The organism is Dactylosporangium darangshiense (assembly GCF_039537565.1).
GTDB classification, from domain to species: Bacteria; Actinomycetota; Actinomycetes; order Mycobacteriales; family Micromonosporaceae; genus Dactylosporangium; species Dactylosporangium darangshiense.
This window is the reverse complement of sequence record NZ_BAABAT010000035.1, coordinates 76,749-92,935: the sequence shown is the minus strand read 5'-3', so window position 1 is coordinate 92,935 and position 16,187 is coordinate 76,749. Positions and strand designations below refer to the sequence as shown.

Annotated in this window: 13 protein-coding genes; 10 read left to right on the top strand and 3 right to left on the bottom strand. The window is 73.1% G+C overall.

Annotated elements, in window-relative coordinates; genetic code table 11:
• Positions 1–46 precede the first annotated feature (46 nt).
• Positions 47–1,216, top strand: a complete 1,170-nt coding sequence (locus tag ABD901_RS41965) for a hypothetical protein (RefSeq protein ID WP_345136333.1) — start codon at positions 47–49, stop codon at positions 1,214–1,216.
• Here ABD901_RS41965 and ABD901_RS41960 read toward each other — a convergent pair.
• Both ABD901_RS41960 and ABD901_RS41955 read right to left on the bottom strand, forming a co-directional pair.
• Positions 1,174–1,866: a response regulator gene (locus tag ABD901_RS41960; protein ID WP_345136332.1), complete on the bottom strand. Its 693-nt coding sequence runs from the start codon at positions 1,864–1,866 to the stop codon at positions 1,174–1,176. The two genes, ABD901_RS41965 and ABD901_RS41960, sit on opposite strands and share 43 nt — an antisense overlap.
• A complete protein-coding gene (locus ABD901_RS41955) occupies positions 1,863–3,155 on the bottom strand; it encodes a sensor histidine kinase (protein WP_345136331.1) in 1,293 nt (430 codons plus the stop codon). The genes ABD901_RS41960 and ABD901_RS41955 overlap by 4 nt, the downstream gene beginning before the upstream one ends.
• A 204-nt stretch (positions 3,156–3,359) precedes the next feature.
• Between ABD901_RS41955 and ABD901_RS41950 the strand changes: the two genes are divergently transcribed.
• The 9 genes from ABD901_RS41950 to ABD901_RS41910 all read left to right on the top strand — a co-directional run bounded on the left by ABD901_RS41950 (position 3,360) and on the right by ABD901_RS41910 (position 15,163).
• On the top strand, positions 3,360–4,043 hold the full coding sequence (locus ABD901_RS41950; RefSeq protein WP_345136330.1) for an ABC transporter ATP-binding protein: 684 nt from the start codon (positions 3,360–3,362) through the stop codon (positions 4,041–4,043).
• Positions 4,040–6,331: an FtsX-like permease family protein gene (locus ABD901_RS41945; protein ID WP_345136328.1), complete on the top strand. Its 2,292-nt coding sequence runs from the start codon at positions 4,040–4,042 to the stop codon at positions 6,329–6,331. Before ABD901_RS41950 ends, ABD901_RS41945 begins: the two co-directional genes overlap by 4 nt.
• Before the next feature lie 51 nt (positions 6,332–6,382).
• Positions 6,383–8,092 carry a sensor histidine kinase gene (locus tag ABD901_RS41940; RefSeq protein ID WP_345136327.1) on the top strand — a complete coding sequence of 570 codons (1,710 nt, stop codon included), beginning with the start codon at positions 6,383–6,385 and terminating at the stop codon, positions 8,090–8,092.
• A complete protein-coding gene (locus ABD901_RS41935; protein ID WP_345136326.1) occupies positions 8,083–9,042 on the top strand; it encodes a response regulator in 960 nt (319 codons plus the stop codon). Before ABD901_RS41940 ends, ABD901_RS41935 begins: the two co-directional genes overlap by 10 nt.
• Before the next feature lie 91 nt (positions 9,043–9,133).
• Positions 9,134–11,359: an ATP-binding protein gene (locus ABD901_RS41930; RefSeq protein ID WP_345136324.1), complete on the top strand. Its 2,226-nt coding sequence runs from the start codon at positions 9,134–9,136 to the stop codon at positions 11,357–11,359.
• Between the two features lie 2 nt (positions 11,360–11,361).
• Positions 11,362–12,489, top strand: coding sequence for a hypothetical protein (locus ABD901_RS41925; protein WP_345136322.1), 1,128 nt, complete (start codon positions 11,362–11,364; stop codon positions 12,487–12,489).
• Positions 12,489–13,172 (top strand): hypothetical protein, encoded by a 684-nt coding sequence (locus tag ABD901_RS41920; RefSeq protein ID WP_345136320.1) that lies wholly within the window; start codon positions 12,489–12,491, stop codon positions 13,170–13,172. The genes ABD901_RS41925 and ABD901_RS41920 overlap by 1 nt, the downstream gene beginning before the upstream one ends.
• 26 nt (positions 13,173–13,198) lie before the next feature.
• Positions 13,199–14,218, top strand: a complete 1,020-nt coding sequence (locus ABD901_RS41915; protein WP_345136318.1) for a hypothetical protein — start codon at positions 13,199–13,201, stop codon at positions 14,216–14,218.
• Between the two features lie 63 nt (positions 14,219–14,281).
• Positions 14,282–15,163, top strand: a complete 882-nt coding sequence (locus tag ABD901_RS41910; protein WP_345136316.1) for a hypothetical protein — start codon at positions 14,282–14,284, stop codon at positions 15,161–15,163.
• Between the two features lie 33 nt (positions 15,164–15,196).
• Here the strand turns inward: ABD901_RS41910 and ABD901_RS41905 are convergent, their stop codons facing one another.
• Positions 15,197–16,123, bottom strand: a complete 927-nt coding sequence (locus tag ABD901_RS41905) for a helix-turn-helix domain-containing protein (RefSeq protein ID WP_345136314.1) — start codon at positions 16,121–16,123, stop codon at positions 15,197–15,199.
• Positions 16,124–16,187 lie beyond the last annotated feature (64 nt).

Genomic DNA, 16,187 nt, shown 5'->3' with positions numbered 1-16,187 from the left:
CGGGCGATTCAGCGGCGCCTCAGCCGGGCCGGCCTAGCTTCGGGTGATGCTGGATCGGCTTCGCGGCCTTCGCTCATCGGTCCTGACGGTTCCGCCGCCGCGCACGATCGCCCGCCTCGTGCTCGCGTGGGCGGTCGCCTGGTTCGTGGTGATGGCAATCGGCGGCGGCTCGTCGTGGCCCTTCTTCGTGCAGGGAGCGTCGGCGCTCGCCGACGTCGACGACCGTGTCCGCGGCGGGCTGCACCTCTACGCCGCCGCTCCGGTGCTGCAGATCGGGCCGCTCAGCTTCCTGGCCGTGCTGCTCCTGCTCCCGGCCGGCGCGATCGCCGCCCTGGCCGGCTGGCAGGTGCTCGGCGCCGCCGCCGGGTTGCTGATCCTGTGGCTCGTGCGCGGGCTGGTGCCGCGGTGGCACCGCGACGACGGCTGGCTCGCCCTCGGCGCGGCGTACTTCATGCCGGTGTGGATGTTTCTCGCCGTCGGCGTCGCCCACCTCGACGACGTCCTTGCGCTGCTGCTGTCGGTCGCCGCGCTGCGCACTGCCCGCGATGCCCGAGCCTGGCCCACCGGGCTGCTGCTCGGATTGGCTGCCGATGCGAAACCGTGGGCCGTCGGCTTCGCGGCGATCCTGCTGCTGCTGCCCGGCTGGCGACGCCGGCTCGTCGCCGCGGCCGCACTGATGGCCGCGGTCGCCGCCGCGTGGCTGCCGTTCTTCGTCGCCGACCCGGGCACCAGCAACGCGGTGCGGTACACCATCCAGAACGCCCCGGTCTCGGCACTGCACGCCCTCGGCATCCACGACCCCCGGACCCCGTCGTGGGACCGCCCCGCCCAGCTCCTGCTCGCCCTGGCCCTCGGCGCGATCGCCGTCCGGCGCGGGCGCTGGGCGGCGATCCCGCTCCTGGCCGTGGCGTCCCGGCTGGTGCTGGAGCCCGGCGGCAACAAGTACTACATCGCCGGCGTCGTCGTCGGCACCATCATCTGGGACTTTGCCGGCTCCCGCCACGACGTGCCCTGGTGGACGCTGTCGGCGTGCCTGGCGCTGTTCGTGGCCCGGTGGATTCCGATGCCGAATCCGGTGCGCGGCTGGCTGCTCGTCGCCCTGTTCGCGGCCGCCTGCAGCCTCCTGCTCGGCCGCCGACGGCCCGCGTCGCCTCCGCCGAGGGGGGTGGCTTCCTACGCTGCCGGACCGCCGGGCGTGATCAACCCGGTCTCGTAGGCGACGATGATCGCCTGGGTGCGGTCGCGGATGCCGAGTTTGGCGAAGATCCGCGTGACGTGGGTCTTCACGGTGGTCTCGCTGATCTGCAGGTGCCGCGCGAGTTCCAGGTTGCTCAGGCCGCGGGCGATGAGCCGCAGGATGTCCAGCTCCCGTGGCGTGAGACCGGACAGGTCGCGGTGCAGGGTGTCGCCGTCGGGTTGCTTGGCGAAGCGTTCGACGAGGCGGCGGGTGACGCTGGGCGCGAGCAGTGCGTCGCCGGCCCGGGCCATGCGCACGGCGGCGACGAGCCGGTCGGCGGTGAGGTCCTTGAGCAGGAAGCCGCTCGCGCCCGCGCGGAGCGCGGCGTACACGTACCGGTCCAGGTCGAAGGTGGTCAGGATGAGGATCCGCGGCGGATCGGGATGGTCGGCCAGGATGCGGCGGGTGGCCTCCAGGCCGTCCATGGTGGGCATGCGGATGTCCATGAGGACCACGTCGGGCCGCGTGCGCCGGACCGCCTCGATCGCCTCCGCCCCGTCGCCGGCCTCGGCGACGACCTCGATCCCGTCGGCGGCCAGGATCATGGTGAACCCGGTGCGGACGAGCGCCTGGTCGTCGGCCACCACCACGCGCAGGGGCCGGTCCCCGTCGCGTTCCGGGGCGCTCACGCCCGGTCCAGCGGGATCGTGGCGAGCACCTGGTAGCCGCCGGCCGGTAGCGGCCCGTTGTCGAGGGTCCCGCCGTAGACGGCGATCCGCTCCCGCAGGCCGATGAGCCCGCGGCCGTTGCCGGCGTTGGCGGACGGCCCGGCGCTCCCGCCGTCGTCGGTGACCCGGATCCGCACCGCCGCGGGCAGGTGCTCCACGACGATGCGCACGTGGGCGCCGGAAGCGTGCTTGACGGTGTTCGTGAGCGCCTCCTGCACGACCCGGTACGCGGCGAGGTCGATCCCCGGCGGCAGCGGCACCGGCGTGCCGGTGACGGTCACGTCGACCGGGGTGCCGGCGGCGCGCACCCGCTCCACGAGCTCGGGCACCCGGTCCAGGCCGGGCGCGGGCAGCAGGTCCTCCGGGCTGTCCTGGTCGGGCTCGTCGCCGCTCATGCTCAGCAGGCCCATGACGTGGCGAAGCTCCTGCATCGCCGCCCGGCCGCCGGACTCGATGGCGGCCAGTGCCGGCTCGACCTTGTCCGGTGCGGAGGGCAGCACGCGCCGGGCCGCGGCCGCCTGCACGACCATGACGCTGACGTTGTGGGTGACCACGTCGTGCAGCTCCTGGGCGATGCGGGCGCGTTCGCGCTGGACCGCGAGGGCCGCCTGTGCCTCGCGCTGCGCCTCAGCCGTCCGGACCCGCTGCTGCATGTTGTGCACGGCGTTGGCCGCGAGCCCGACCGGGATGAGCAGCAGGAGCAGGAGCAGGCCGGGCCGGCCGACCGGCAGGTTCGCCCGGTGCAGCACGAAGGGCAGGCCGCCGGCGGCGACGCTGACGATCGCGGGGATCCGGTAGGGGCTGTACATGACGGCACCGTAGGCGGCGATGACGCAGGCGGCGAACGTGAACGTCGGGTCGAAGCCCGGCGCCAGATGGTAGGTCTGTGTGGCCAGTCCGACGATCCAGAAGACCGTGAGCGGGTACCGCCGCCGCGCCGCCAGCGGCAGGGTGGACAGCGCGGTCAGCAGACCCCACAGCACGGCCTGCTGCCAGGGCATGCTGCCGAAGTAGGGGATCTCGTCGGGCAGCCGGCCGGGCGGCGGCGGGATCGGCGCACCCGTCGACGTCATCGTCACCTGGCCCTGGACCCGCCCGGTGAAGCCGTTGAATGCGCCCACGGCCAGCCCGACGGCGAGGGCGGCGTCGGCGATGAACGCCCATCGGGACCGGGCCGGCGGCGTGACCGCGTCGCGGCGCAGCGCCGCCCGGCCGCTGCGCAGCCGTTCACCGAACGATGCCCTGGTCATCGGGTCAGTGTGTCAAAGCCGCCGGCCGGGCACATCGCCCGCGGGTCACCATCCGGCCGGGCTTCGGGTCGTAGTACCGCAGGAGGACCTCGAGGCGGCGGTCGTACCGGCGGGGAAGGCGATGTCGTCGCCGGGATCGACGCGGCGTGCCGGTGCCGGTTCATAGCGTGCAGGCACAGGTCGACGAAGACGGAGGAGTACCCGATGCCCATGGTCGAGGCCGAGCACCTGTTCCGGTCGTTCGGCACCACCCCGGCCCTGCGTGACGCCAGCGTGGCGGTCGCGGCGGGCGAGATCCTGGCCGTGATGGGCCCCAGCGGGTCCGGCAAGTCCACCCTGCTGCACTGCCTGTCCGGCATCTTCGTTCCCGACAGCGGCGAGATCCGCTACGACGGCCGGCGGCTGGACACGCTGCCGGAGCCCGCGCGTACCGCCCTGCGGCGCACGGCGTTCGGGTTCGTGTTCCAGTTCGGTCAGCTGGTGCCGGAGCTGACGGTCGCGGACAACATCGCCCTGCCGCTGCTGCTGAACAAGGTCCGCCGACAACAGGCGTATGCCACGGCGGCGGGCTGGCTGGACCGGCTCGAGCTCGAGGGTCTCGGCGGCCGGCGCACCGGCGAGCTGTCCGGCGGCCAGGCGCAGCGGGTCGCGATCGCCCGGGCGTTGGCCATCGGCCCGCGGGTGCTGTTCGCCGACGAGCCCACCGGGTCGCTGGACTCGGTGACCGGTGAGACCGTGATGCGCCTGCTGGTCGGCCTGGCGCGCGAGGAGGGCGTCGCGGTGGTGCTGGTGACCCACGACAGCCGGGTCGCCGGATACGCCGACCGTCGCGTCGTCGTCCGCGACGGCCGGGTGTTCGCGTCGCACGAGGTGGAGGCGGGCCGATGATGCTCCTGCTCGGCGCGAGGCTGACGCTGCGCAGCGGCCGGGAGGCGCTCACCCGGCTCGTGGTGATCGCCGCCGCGGTAGCCGTCGGGGTTACCGTGCTGCTGGCCGTCCTGGCCGAGTTCAACGCGTTCCAGGCCACCGCACACACGCGGTGCTGGCAGTGCACCAGCGGTGCGCCGGTCGGCGCGGCCGGGCCCGGCGAGCGTGGGGAGCTGTGGAACTACAGCGAGGACTACTTCGACGGCCGGGTGGTGCAGCGCCTCGACGTCGCCGCCCTGTCGCCGGACGCACCGGTCGTGCCGGGCCTGTCCCGGCTGCCCGCCGCCGGGGAGTACTACGCCTCACCGGCGCTGCACCGGCTGCTGGCCGGGGTGCCGCGCGATGAGCTCGCCGACCGCTTTCCCGGGGTGGCCACCGGCGAGATCGGCGACGCCGGGCTCGCCCGACCGGACGACCTGGTGATCGTCGTCGGGCGGGCGCCGGCCGACCTCGCCGCGCTGCCGGCCACCCGCGTTGTCGGCGAGATCTCGGCCCGCACGCAGATCGACGGCACGACCAACCTGTACCGCTACGGCATCGGCATGGTCGCGGTCGGCTTGCTGTTCCCGCTGTTGACGCTCATCGGCACCGCCACCCGGCTGGCCGCCGCCCGGCGGGAGGAGCGCTTCGCCGCGTTCCGGCTCGCCGGCGCGACCCCCTGGCAGGTCGGCGTTGTCGCGTCGGTCGAGGCCATCCTCGGCGCGGCAGCGGGCTCGCTGCTCGGCGTCGCGCTGTTCCAGCCGCTGCGCCCGGTGATCGCCGGGCTGGCGGTCGTCGGCTCCCCGTACTTCGGCTCGCTCGTGACGCCGAGTCTCGTGCAGTACCTCGCGGTCGTGCTCGGTGTGCCGTCGGCCGCCGCGCTGGCCGCCGTGATGTCGCTGCGCCGCGTCCAGCGGTCCCCGTTCGGGGCGAGCCGCAAGGTCACGCCGCCCCCGCCGTCGGCGTGGCGGTTGGCGCCGCTCGTCGCCGGCCTGGTGCTGTTCGCGGTGGCCCCGCTGGTCCTCGACCGGCAGCCGGCGGGGCCCGGCCTGTCCGGCGGGCCCGGCAACGCCGCGCTGCCCTTGTCGCTGGCCGGGCTGCTGGTGACCATGGCGGGGCTGGTGTCGTCCGGATCGTGGCTGACGTCGCAGGGCTCCGGGCTGGTGGCCCGGGCGGCGCGGCGGGCCTCGACGCTGCTGGCGTCGCGGCGGCTGGCCGACAATCCCAGGGCCGCGTTCCGATCGGTCGGTGGCCTGGTCCTCGCCGTGTTCGTCGGCACGGTCATCGCCTGCGTCATCCCGGCGGTCGACGCGGGCATGCGCGCCGCCGGCGGCGGCACCCTCACCGGCGTGTTGCGGGTGTCGTTCGTGCCCGAACCGGACCCGGCCGCCGAGCATCCGGTGCTGGGCCTGGCACCGGACGCGGGACGGGCGCTGGTGCAGCGGCTGCGGGCGTTGCCGGGCACGGCGGTGCTGCCGCTGTACGCGCCCGAGGCGCGGCTGACCGGCTATGCCTGCGTCGGCGCCAACGCGTGCGCGCCAACCGAGGCGGCGATCGCCTGTGCCGACCTGACGCCGTTCCCGGCGCTGGGCCGGTGCCCGGCGGGCGGGCCGGCCATCCGGGCGCAGTTCGGGCTGCTGCTCAGCCACGACAACGTCGCCGGGCTGGGCCTGCCGTTCGCCGGCCGCGACAGCGAGCAGTTCGGCACCGACCCGGCCGCGCAGCCGCTCGAGGCGTTGCTGGTCCGCGTCGGCGACCCCGCCACCCTGGAGCGGGTCCGGACGCTGCTGGCCGGATACACCGCCCGGATCGGCGCGACGAGCGCGCCGAAGACCTTCGGCGAGAGCATCGCGCTGCGTGCGGCCCGTTACCGGCAGGTGCAGCAGGTGACGCTGGCCGTCGTGGCGGTGACCCTGCTCGTGGCCGGATGCAGCCTGGCGGTGGCGGTCGGCGGCGGTCTCGTGGAGCGCCGCCGGCCGTTCACCCTGCTGCGCGTCGCCGGCGCCCCGGCGCCGGTCCTGTTCCGCGTCGTGGCGTTGGAGTCCCTGGTACCGCTGGTCTCGGCCACGGCGGTGGCGGTCGTGGCCGGTGCGGTCGTCGCGATGTCGGTCACGCACACGCTGGCGCCCGGCGGAGCGCCGCTGCGGGCGCCGGGGCCCGGGTATCTCGCCGCCCTGGCGGTGGGATTCGCCGCGGCACTGGCCGCGATCGCATCCACGCTGCCGCTGCTGCGCCGGATGACCGATCCCGACGGGGCCCGGTTCGAGTAGCCGCGCGGCCGGGCCCGCAGCGGGTATTGACGCGATCCGCATAGTTGTTGTGTGACGGTGAGCCGCCAGTCGACCGTGATCGGCATCGCGGGCGCACTCGCCGCGGCCTTCGGGTTGTTCGCCATCGTCACGGCCTGGGGCTGCAGCCCTTTCGGGTTCTGGGTCGACCTCGTGAGCCAGCCGGTCGGCCTGTTCTTCGTGGCGGTCGGCGTCGTGGTGGGTGTCAACCAGCCCAATGGTGCCCGGATGGGCTGGTTGCTGCTCGCCATGGGCACCGCCTACTACCTGTCCGATCTGCAGTGCAGCACCGATCGCCGGCTGTTCGTCGCGGGCTTCGTGCTGTTCCAGGTGAACTCGGTGGTGCTGACGCACCTGCTGCTGGCCTCCCCTGACGGGCGGCTGCGTCCCAGGTCGGCCACGGTCGTCGTCGTGGCGCTGTACGTCACGACGCCGCTGTTCCAAGCGTTGCGGGCGCTCGCCGAGGACCCGTTGCAGCCGCAGTTGTGGGGCGATCCGGACGCCGACTACTCGGTCTGGGCACTGGCCGGCAGCATCGTCGGCGCGCTGCTCACCGCGGCGGCGCTCCTGCTGGTCCTCCGGCGCTGGATCAAGGAGTCACGCGCGGCACGCCGGGCCCGGCGGCTGTTCTGGCTGTCGGTGTCGCTGGTCGGTGTGGCCGCCGGTGCGGCCGCGGCGGGCGCGCTCCTGCACGTCCCGATCGGGGGCCAGGGCGCGATCCTGGTCGGCTACGACCTCGCGATCGCCCTGGTCGGCGCCGCGGCGTTGGTCGGCGGCCCGATCAGTACCCTGCTGGCGCACCGCCGGATGACGCGGATGCTCGCCGGCCTCGACGCCGGGACGCGGCTCGGTGACCGCCTGGCGCACGCGCTGGGCGATCCGGGGCTGGTGTTGCTGTACCCGAGGGCCGATGGGGACGGCTGGGAGGACGAGGCCGGTCGGCGGGCCGAGCCGCCCGCGGGGTCCGTCGAAACGCCTGTCGGCCCGCAGGACGCACCGATGGCCCTCCTGGCGCACGACCGGTTCCTGCAGGAGTACCCGCAGAGCGAGCGGCTCGCCGCGGCCGCGACGATCGCGCGGCTCATCATCGGGGTGCAGATCGCCGATCGGGCCCGCCTCCGGGAGATCCAGGCGCTGCACGCGGCCAACGAGCGCAGTCAGCGCAAGGTCGAACGCGACACCCGGCACGCGACCATGCTGGCCCTGCACGACGGGCCGGCCAACGAATTGTGGGTGCTCGTGGGCCGGCTGAAGGATCTCGAGTCGGGCTGCACCGTCGCCGCCGACCGGCAGCAGTTGCACGCCCTGCACTCCGGGTTCCTCGCCGCCATCGAGAATCTCCGGTCGGCGATCCGGGGCATTCATCCGCCGAAGCTGATCGACGAGGGCGTCGAGCCGGCGGTCCGCAGCGCATTCGCGGGTACGACGCCGAAACTCACCTTCGACGCGCCACCGCGGCGATGGCCGCCGGACCTGGAGTTCGACATGTACAACATCCTGCGCGAGGCCATCGCCAACGCGCAGAAGCACGCCCAGGCCACCAGCATCGACGTGACGATCCGCCAGGACGGCGACCGGATCGTCATCGTCGTCGCCGACGACGGCCAAGGCGGCGTGCGGACGGACCGGTTCGGCTCCGGCATGTCGACCATGCGACGGAGGGCCGAGGGACACGGCGGCCGGCTCGACGTGAGCTCCGGCGCCGGCGGAACGACGATCACGGTGTCACTGTCGTGCGCGTGATCGTCGCCGACGACTCGCGGCTGCTGTGGGAGTCGGTCGACGAGAGGCTGCGCGAGCGCGGTCATCCGGCCGCGCGATGGGCGCCGAGCCTGCGCGACCTGGTGTCGATGGCCGCAGCGGACCCGCCGGACCTCGTCCTGCTGGACATGCGGATGCCCGCGACGCCCGGCGGTGCGGTGCTCGGCCAGGCCGGTGCCATCGCCGCCCGGCACCTGCGCATCAGGCGGCCGGACCTGCCGATCCTGGTGATGTCCGGGCACACCGACGTGCCGCTGATCGAGGAGATCCTGCGGCTCGGCGGCGCCGTCGGCTTCCAGTCCAAGGATGCCGGGATCGGCTGGCGCGAGGTCGTGGGGATCATGGAGCGGGTCTGTGCCGGTGCCGTGCACGTCGATGCGGGGACCGTCGAGCTGCTGATGCAGCAGAGCCGGTCGGCCGGTGCGTTCGACGCGTTGACCGCGGCCGAGGAGCAGGTTCTCCTGCTCATCGCCCAGGCCCGGACCAACAAGGCGATCGCCGGCGAGCTGCACTACACGGAGAAGAGCGTCGAGGACCTGGTGGGCTCCATCTACCGCAAACTGCGGTTCGAAGGCGACCGCCGCCAGGTCAACCTCCGCGTCCGGGCGGCGCTGGACTACCTGCAGGACCGGCGGACGATGGCGGTGTGCGTGCTCGAGGTCGTCGGGACGCAGGCCGACCGGTCCAACGCCCTGCACGCGACGGTGCGATGCCTGATCGGCCGGGCCGCCACGGCGGACGTCTTCCTCACGCTGACCGAAACCGGCCCGACGCTGGTGGAAGCCGAGCTCGTCAGCCTGAGCGCCAACGGCCGGCCGCTCGACCATCTGGACCCGGGAAGGGCCGCGGAAGCGGTGTTCAGGGGCCGGGGCGCGCACCTCATCGGGGCGCCCTGCACCCTCGATCGGGACATCCGGCCGCGAATACGCTGAGTCATCGCCGGCACACGGACGGGATTTCCCGGTCGAACAGCCGGGTTCGCCCCGGTACCGGGCGGCCGGGCCGGCCAACAGACTCGAGCTCGTGCCGACCTTCCAGATGACCGCGGCGTACCAGTTCAACAACGCCTCCCCTCCCGAACGCCTCCTGCTCGACCAGGCCCTCGCCGCCTATCGCGGTCTCGTCAAGAACCTGATCACGCTGGGAGGGTTCGAACTGCACATGAGCTCGCAGGGCGGGAAGATCCGGGTTCTGCTCACCCCGTATGCGCGCGACGTGCGCCGGACCGATCTGCTCGGCGGCAGTGAACGGTTCCTCGAGCTCGTCGCGATCCCGAGCGCGCCCACGTGCCGTTGTGCGGCCGCGCCCGACCGGGTGGAGATCACGCGGAAGCTCCGGCTCGTCGCGACCGGGAACCTGCGCGACGCGCCGCCGGTGCCCCTGCCGCCCGGCGCCCGGCGGCCGCGCACCTTCGATCAGCCCGCCGACGTCGTCCGCCTGTTGCCGCCGGGACCCTGGCTGTGGGCGACCGCACTGGCCGTCGACGAGGCGAGCGAGACGCTGACCAAGCTGATCGCGCCGAAAGAGTCCTACCTCGTGGCGCTGCCGCACCCGACGGCCAGCAAGCTTCCCGAGCGTTCGTGGGCGGCCACGACCCGCCAGCTGAGCGAGGAGCCCGGATGTGTGCGGCTGCGCTGCGTCACGCCGGCCATCAGCGACGCCGACCGCGACTATGCGCAGTCCGCCCTGGGCCACTACCTGCACAGCCGCGTCCCGGCGGCCGATCCGGACGACGGCGTCGCGCTCCTGCAGGCCGTGATGAACCGCGGCCCGGTGGTGAGCATCTCGATCACCGTCGTCGGCGGTCCCGGCCTCGTGTCGGCGGTCTGCTCGGACCTCGATCCGGAGGCGCTGCACGGCACGGACGCCGGCAGCGCGGCGCACCAGGACGGCCAGACCCTGCCGGCGTCGATGCTCGCCTACGCGAACCGGTACCTCATGTCCGAGGCGGTCGATCTCGCCCTGGTCCCGTTCGGGCCGTACGACACGCTCCCCGGGATCCCGGCGATACCGGCCTCGCCGCTGGCCCGTCCCCAGATCCGGCCGCCGGCCGCCGCGGGCACCGTCCTGCTGGGTGCGGTCGCGCGCCCGCACACGGGCCAGGACCTGCGCACCGACATCGACCGCATCACCGAGCACGTCGTCATCCTGGGACAGGCCGGCGCGGGCAAGACCAACACCCTGCGCAACCTCGGCGTACAACTGGCCGAGGAGGATGTGTCGACCGTCTGGATCGACACGGCCAAGTCGGTGCTCGGCGGGACGATGACCGAGCTCGGCGGCCGGATCTGGGACTTCTCGGCCGCACCGGGCCGGGTACTGCGGTTCAACCCGTTCGTGCCGCCCGACCGGGTCACCGTCTACCGCCACATTCCCCTGATCGCCACCGCGCTCGCGATGACCTTCCCGGTCACCGCGCTCGGCCACACCATGCTGACCAACATGATCGTCCGGCTCTACCTGGACAAGCTCGGCGCCAAGCGGGCCGCCGATCTGGTGACGATCACGGGCGCGGCGCTGCGCACGATGGGCCGGCGAATCCCGACCATGACCGACCTGATCCTGTCGTGGCCGCAGCGGTACCGCCCGCAGCTCGCCGGCCACGACACGTGGAGCGCCGCGACCATCGCCTTCTTCGACGAACGGTGGCGAGCACTGGAGACGTCGCTGCTGCGCGACATCACCAGCCCGGACGACCCCCGCCTCGGCATCGAGACCCTCGTCGCCGGTACCCACCTCATCGAGCTGCGCGAGATCGGCAACGACGACGAGATCAACGCGCTCATGCTGATGCTGTTCGGCATGCTCTGCGAGCATTGGCAGTCCACCCCGGCCGGCAACGGCCGGCGACTGCGGCAGGCCCTGCTCATCGACGAGGCTCACCGTCTCGCGGGCCGCCCGCGCGACGGCGACCAGCTCACCGTGTCCGCGGAGGCGAGCCTGGCGCGGCTGGTCACCCGGATGACGAAGGAGTGCCGGGAGAGCGGCCTCGGCCTCGTGATGGCCGAACAGAGCGTGCGCGACCTCAACCCCGCCGTCCTGACGAACACCGCCACCACCATCGTCCACCGTGTCGTCGACGGCGCCGACCGGGCGGAGCTGGCGCTGCGGTTCGGCGTGGACCCCACCGCACTGCGCGGGATCTCGGCGTTGCCCGACGGCTACGCCATGGTCAAGACGGCCGAGCTCGACGCGCCGGCCACCGTCTGCATCCCCTATCGCCTCGACCGGAAGGGCACCGTCCAGTGACCGTGACGCTCCCCAGCGACGGCCTTGCCGTCGTCAACAACCTGCTCAAACAGCTCAAGGAAGGCGTACCGGCCAACGCCTCCCTGGTCACCCTGGCCTTTCTCGGCATCAGCCGGGTCGGCAAGACGACGATGCTCGACACGATGGCGGAGCAGTTCCTGGAGACGTTCCGGCCGGCCGACGGCAGCGAAGCCACCGTCACGCTCAATCCGGAGAGCCCCGCCACCGCACTGACGTCCGGCGGCGGCCGGCTGCAGGAGCTGCGCTCGCGGCTGCGTCGTCATCGGGATCCGTCGGTGGACCTGCCGCGCGACATCTTCGACGGTGCGATCCCACCCACGAAGATCCCGACCGTCCACCGGTGGGTCTTCGACGTCGTCCGCGCCATCGGCACGCAGGTGTTCTTCCGCATGGCCGATCCGCCCGGCGCCTGGCTGAACAACGCGCAGGGGTGGGAGTTCGAGGCCATGACGCGCCTGATCGAGGCCGTCGACATCGTCGCCATCCCCATCGACACCGCCGCGCTGCTGCAGGGCGACCGCGATCTCAACGAGCTGCGCAACGCACCGTCCGAGATCCGGGCGTTCTTCCAGTACCTGTCCACCCGGCCGGAGAGCTCGCGGCGCAGCGGCTGGCTCTTCCTGCTCATCCCGATTCGCTGCGAGTGGTGGCGATGGGACGACGCCCAGGACGCCGACGGGAACCGGCTCTCGCGGGCCGTCGAGGCACAGCGGATCTTCGACCAGGTCAAACTGGCCTACCGCGACCTGATCGACGTCGTCCGGCAGAAATGGCCCGCTTCCGAGTTCGTCGTCACCCCGGTCGAGACCCTCGGCAGCGTGTACCACCATCGGTTCGCGGACGGCGACGAGCTGCCCTACGGCGTGTTCCGCAAGAAGTCCGCGGACGCGTCCGTCAAGGGCGTCGACACCGAACAGCCGGTCCTGCACGTCCTGTCGCGAATCCTTGCCGTCCAGGACGCCAACCGCCCGCGGCTCCTCGAGCGCGGCTGGCTGCACAATCTCTGGTTCGGGGTCCGGCAGGACATCATTGCCGCGGCCGAGCTGGTGCGGCGCAAGACGAAGGGCGCCAAGGGACAGCCGCCGAGAGACGGGTTCGGGTACCTGTGATGGGGGAGCCGACGGAGCCGACCGACCTGACCGTCCACCTGCGGACCCGGCATCCGAACACGACGGGCCGGATGGAAAACGGCGTACGGGTGCGCCCACGCGACTACCACTGGCATCGGGTGGACCCCGGGGGCGGCGAGGACGACGAGTGCGCGTTCCCGCCGGGGTACTTCGAGCCGATCCCGGGCGTCGGCGGGACGTACGCCGCGTTCGACGAGTACGTCGAGGGCCTCACCGGCCAAGAGCGCCGGCCGGTGCCGCTGGTACTGACGTCCGACCACGGCGGCACGCTGACACTGTTCGCTCCATCCGTGAGCAGCGCGCGGCACCGCTTCGAGCACGGCGCGCCGGTCGAGCTCTCCCTGCTCGTCCGCGGTGCGCCGGGCCACGTTGCCGGGCTCGCCGGCCACCTCCTGCGCGACCCGGACGGGATCGTCGGGGTGCTCGACGCGGCGGTCGTCTTCCGCGAGGACGACTACGAGTTCCGCGTCGACTGGCGGCCGGTCGTCGCGGCCATCGAGCGCGGCGGAGGCGCGGAGGCGACGCCGGGCCCGCGCGGCGAAGGCATCGTCGTCGTCGTGCCTCCGACCGCTGTTGCCCAACCCGCCCCGGCCCGCCGGCACGGGCTCATCCGCCTGGCGTCGCGGTGCGCCCGCGCCCTCTGGCCGTTCGGGAGATCGTGATGTCGGACCAGCGTGGACACGGGGAGATGACCCGTCGCGTCGCCGAGAACCTGTACACGATGCACGACACCATCAACGGGCTCACCCGCGAGGCGTTCGCGGAGCGCCTCGACCGGGCGCAGGCCGCCGCCGACGGTCCCACGTCGCTCCTGCCGTGGTGGCTGGTGCCCTTCGCGCAGGCGGACCACTCGCTGGCACTGCCGTTGTTTCGTTCGGTCGGCGAGAACGCCGAGGCGATCGTCGAGCACATCATGACGGAGCTCGAGCTGGCCCGGGCCGCACACCAGGACGGACGCGCGGACGACGAGATCGCCCACCTCGGCGCGGCCCTGCACACCATCGAGGACGGCTACGGCGGCCACGTGTGGCGCGACCAGCGGGCGGACCACGGCAATCCGCTCGCCGAGGTCGAAGCCATCAACACCTACGATCCCACCCTCCTCGTCAACCTTCCGCGGAGCCTGGACGACTGGGTCCTGACCGCGAACACCCATGACATCTCGGCCGACCACCACGAGCGTGACGATGACGGGAACGTCACGCTCAAGAACGTCGACCTGGCCGCGATCGAGGCCGGCACCGCGGTGCTCAACGCCTACCTCGGCCAGCGCGAGTCCCCGCACATGACCGAGCAGCTGGCCGGCATGGTCCGGCCGCTCTACGAACTGTCGCAGGACGCGCGGGTGAACTGGTTTCCCACCCCGCAATGGTTGACCGAGGACGGTCAGCGCGCCGCCGGCCTCGGCCAGCAACCGGCACCGACCACCGAGGCGTGCGAGGCCCCGCCGGAGCAGCCCGTAACGGTCGACAGTGCGTGCTGGGGTCCGTTGGCGTGTGTGCCCGAGCCGGTCAACGATGCATCGGCGGTGCTGGACAGTGCGTGCTGGGGTCCGTTGGCGTGTGTGCCCGAGCCGGTCAACGATGTATCGGCGGTGCTGGACAGTGCGTGCTGGGGTCCGGCGGCGTGTATGCCCGAACCGGCGGTCGTCGAACCGCCGGCGCCCGCCCCGATCTGCCCGATCGATGCACCGCCGGCCCCGTTCTGATCCGCCGCCGCGGATGCAACCATTGCCGCCCGCCCCGCCGTTGTATGTCTGGGAGGGACGGCCATGGCAGACACTGGGGAACTCGGCCGGCGGCGAGGGCGCGGGTTGGCGGTGATCGGCGGCGGGATCGCCGCGGCGGTCGTGCTGATCGCGGTGGCCCTGGCCGGCGGCCTGCTGGGCGGGCGCCATGGCGGCGCCACGCCGGCCGCTCCGGTGCCCGAGCCCTCCGTGGCCTACACCGGGTGTGCGAGCGCTCCGGCGTCGCCGCCGCCGTCAGCGGCCGCGGTCATGTGCGTGCCGGCCGAGATGACCCCGTCGCCGACCTACGGGACCACGGCCACGCCGAGCGTGCCGCCGCTGCAGTACAACCAGGCGCAGATCGCCCGGCTGACCGCGGCGTTCGAGCGGGACCTGCGGACCGTGGCGCCGCCCGGCACCACGTTCCTGGACACCCTCGTCAACGGCGATGCCGCCGGCCCGTTCGAGTTCGGCCCGAGCGGCGGCGCCCACCCCGACAACGGCGGCCGGTACGCCGAGGACTTCTCGGCCGCCCCCGACCTGCGCGACCGCTCCGGCACCGGCAACGTCCTGCTCCGGATCGGCCGGCCCTTCTCGGCGATCGCCCCGGACGGCCGCCCGTGGCCGCCCGGCTACGGTGTCGGGCAGTTCCGGGAATGCCCCGACCCCGACTGCACCCAGACCACCGGCCCGCACGGCGAGCGCATCGTGGCCATGCCGGACTTCCAGGACCACAACGGCGCGAAGATCGCCCGCATCGACGTGACGAAGCCCGACGGCACCGGCATCTGTCTGGAGGTACGCAACTGGGGCCTGGGCAACACGAAGGAGGAGACGGCGCCGAAGCGCCGCCCGCAGGTCCCGCTCACCCTGGACCAGATGATCGCGATCGCCACCGACCCGGCCCTGACCATGACGCCCCCGTGAACCGGACGCCGGCCACCGGGCGGGACGTCCGTCTCATCGGGCGCGCTGCCACTCCACCGGGCTGAGGCCGTACTCGGCGCGGAAGCGGCGCGCGAAGTGCCGGGCGCTGGCGAAGCCCCAGGCGTGTGCGACCGACGCCACCGTCGTGTCGGGGGACCCGGCCAGCTCGTCGTGGGCGCCGCGCAGGCGGCCGCGGATCACCCACTCCGACAGCTGCTCGCCGCGCTCGGCGAACGCGGCGTAGATCGCGCGGACCGACACGCCGTGCTCGGCGGCCAGCCGGGCGGCGCCGAGGTCGGGGTCGCGCTGGTGGTGGTCGATGTAGGCGGTGAGCCGGGTGAACAGGCTGTCGCGCAGCCACGGGTCGTCGGGGGCGCACGCGGACGCGATGACGGCGCGGATCAGTTCGACGGTCGAGGAGCCCAGCAGGTGTACCGCGGAATCCGGCTCGATCCGGTCCAGCACGCCGGGCAGTTGGAGCAGATGGCGCCGCAGCAGCTCGTACATCGGGCTCGCCGCCAGCCGCGGCACCGCGCTGCGCACCGCCTCCACCGGCAGGCCCAGGCGGCTGTAGTCGACCAGGACGGCCTGCAGCACCGACGGTTCGTCGACCTGGAAGTCCCACGGCGAGGTCAGGTCGGCCAGCTGCAGCTCGCCGATGCGGTCGCCGAAGGGCATGTCGCGGTGGCGCATCCGCACGGCGCCGCTGACCGGCAGGCCGAGCGAGATGCGCTCCGGGGTGCCCGAGTGCAGGTGGCGCTCGGTGCACGTCAGGCGGTGCGGCCCGGTGACGTTGTACAGCAGGTGCACGCCCTCGCCGAGTTCCCAGTGGCTGAGGCGGGCCCGGACCGGCTCGGCGACCGAAACGGCGGCGGGGGACAGCTGGGTGCTCAGCGCCGCCCGGATCGCGTCGGCGCGGTGCCGTTCGGGCAGCAGGGTCGTGTCCAGCAGTACCGCCATGAAGACTCCCTCCGATCGCGGCCAGGCTAGCGCGGCCGGGCGTCGACCTCCGGACCACATAGGA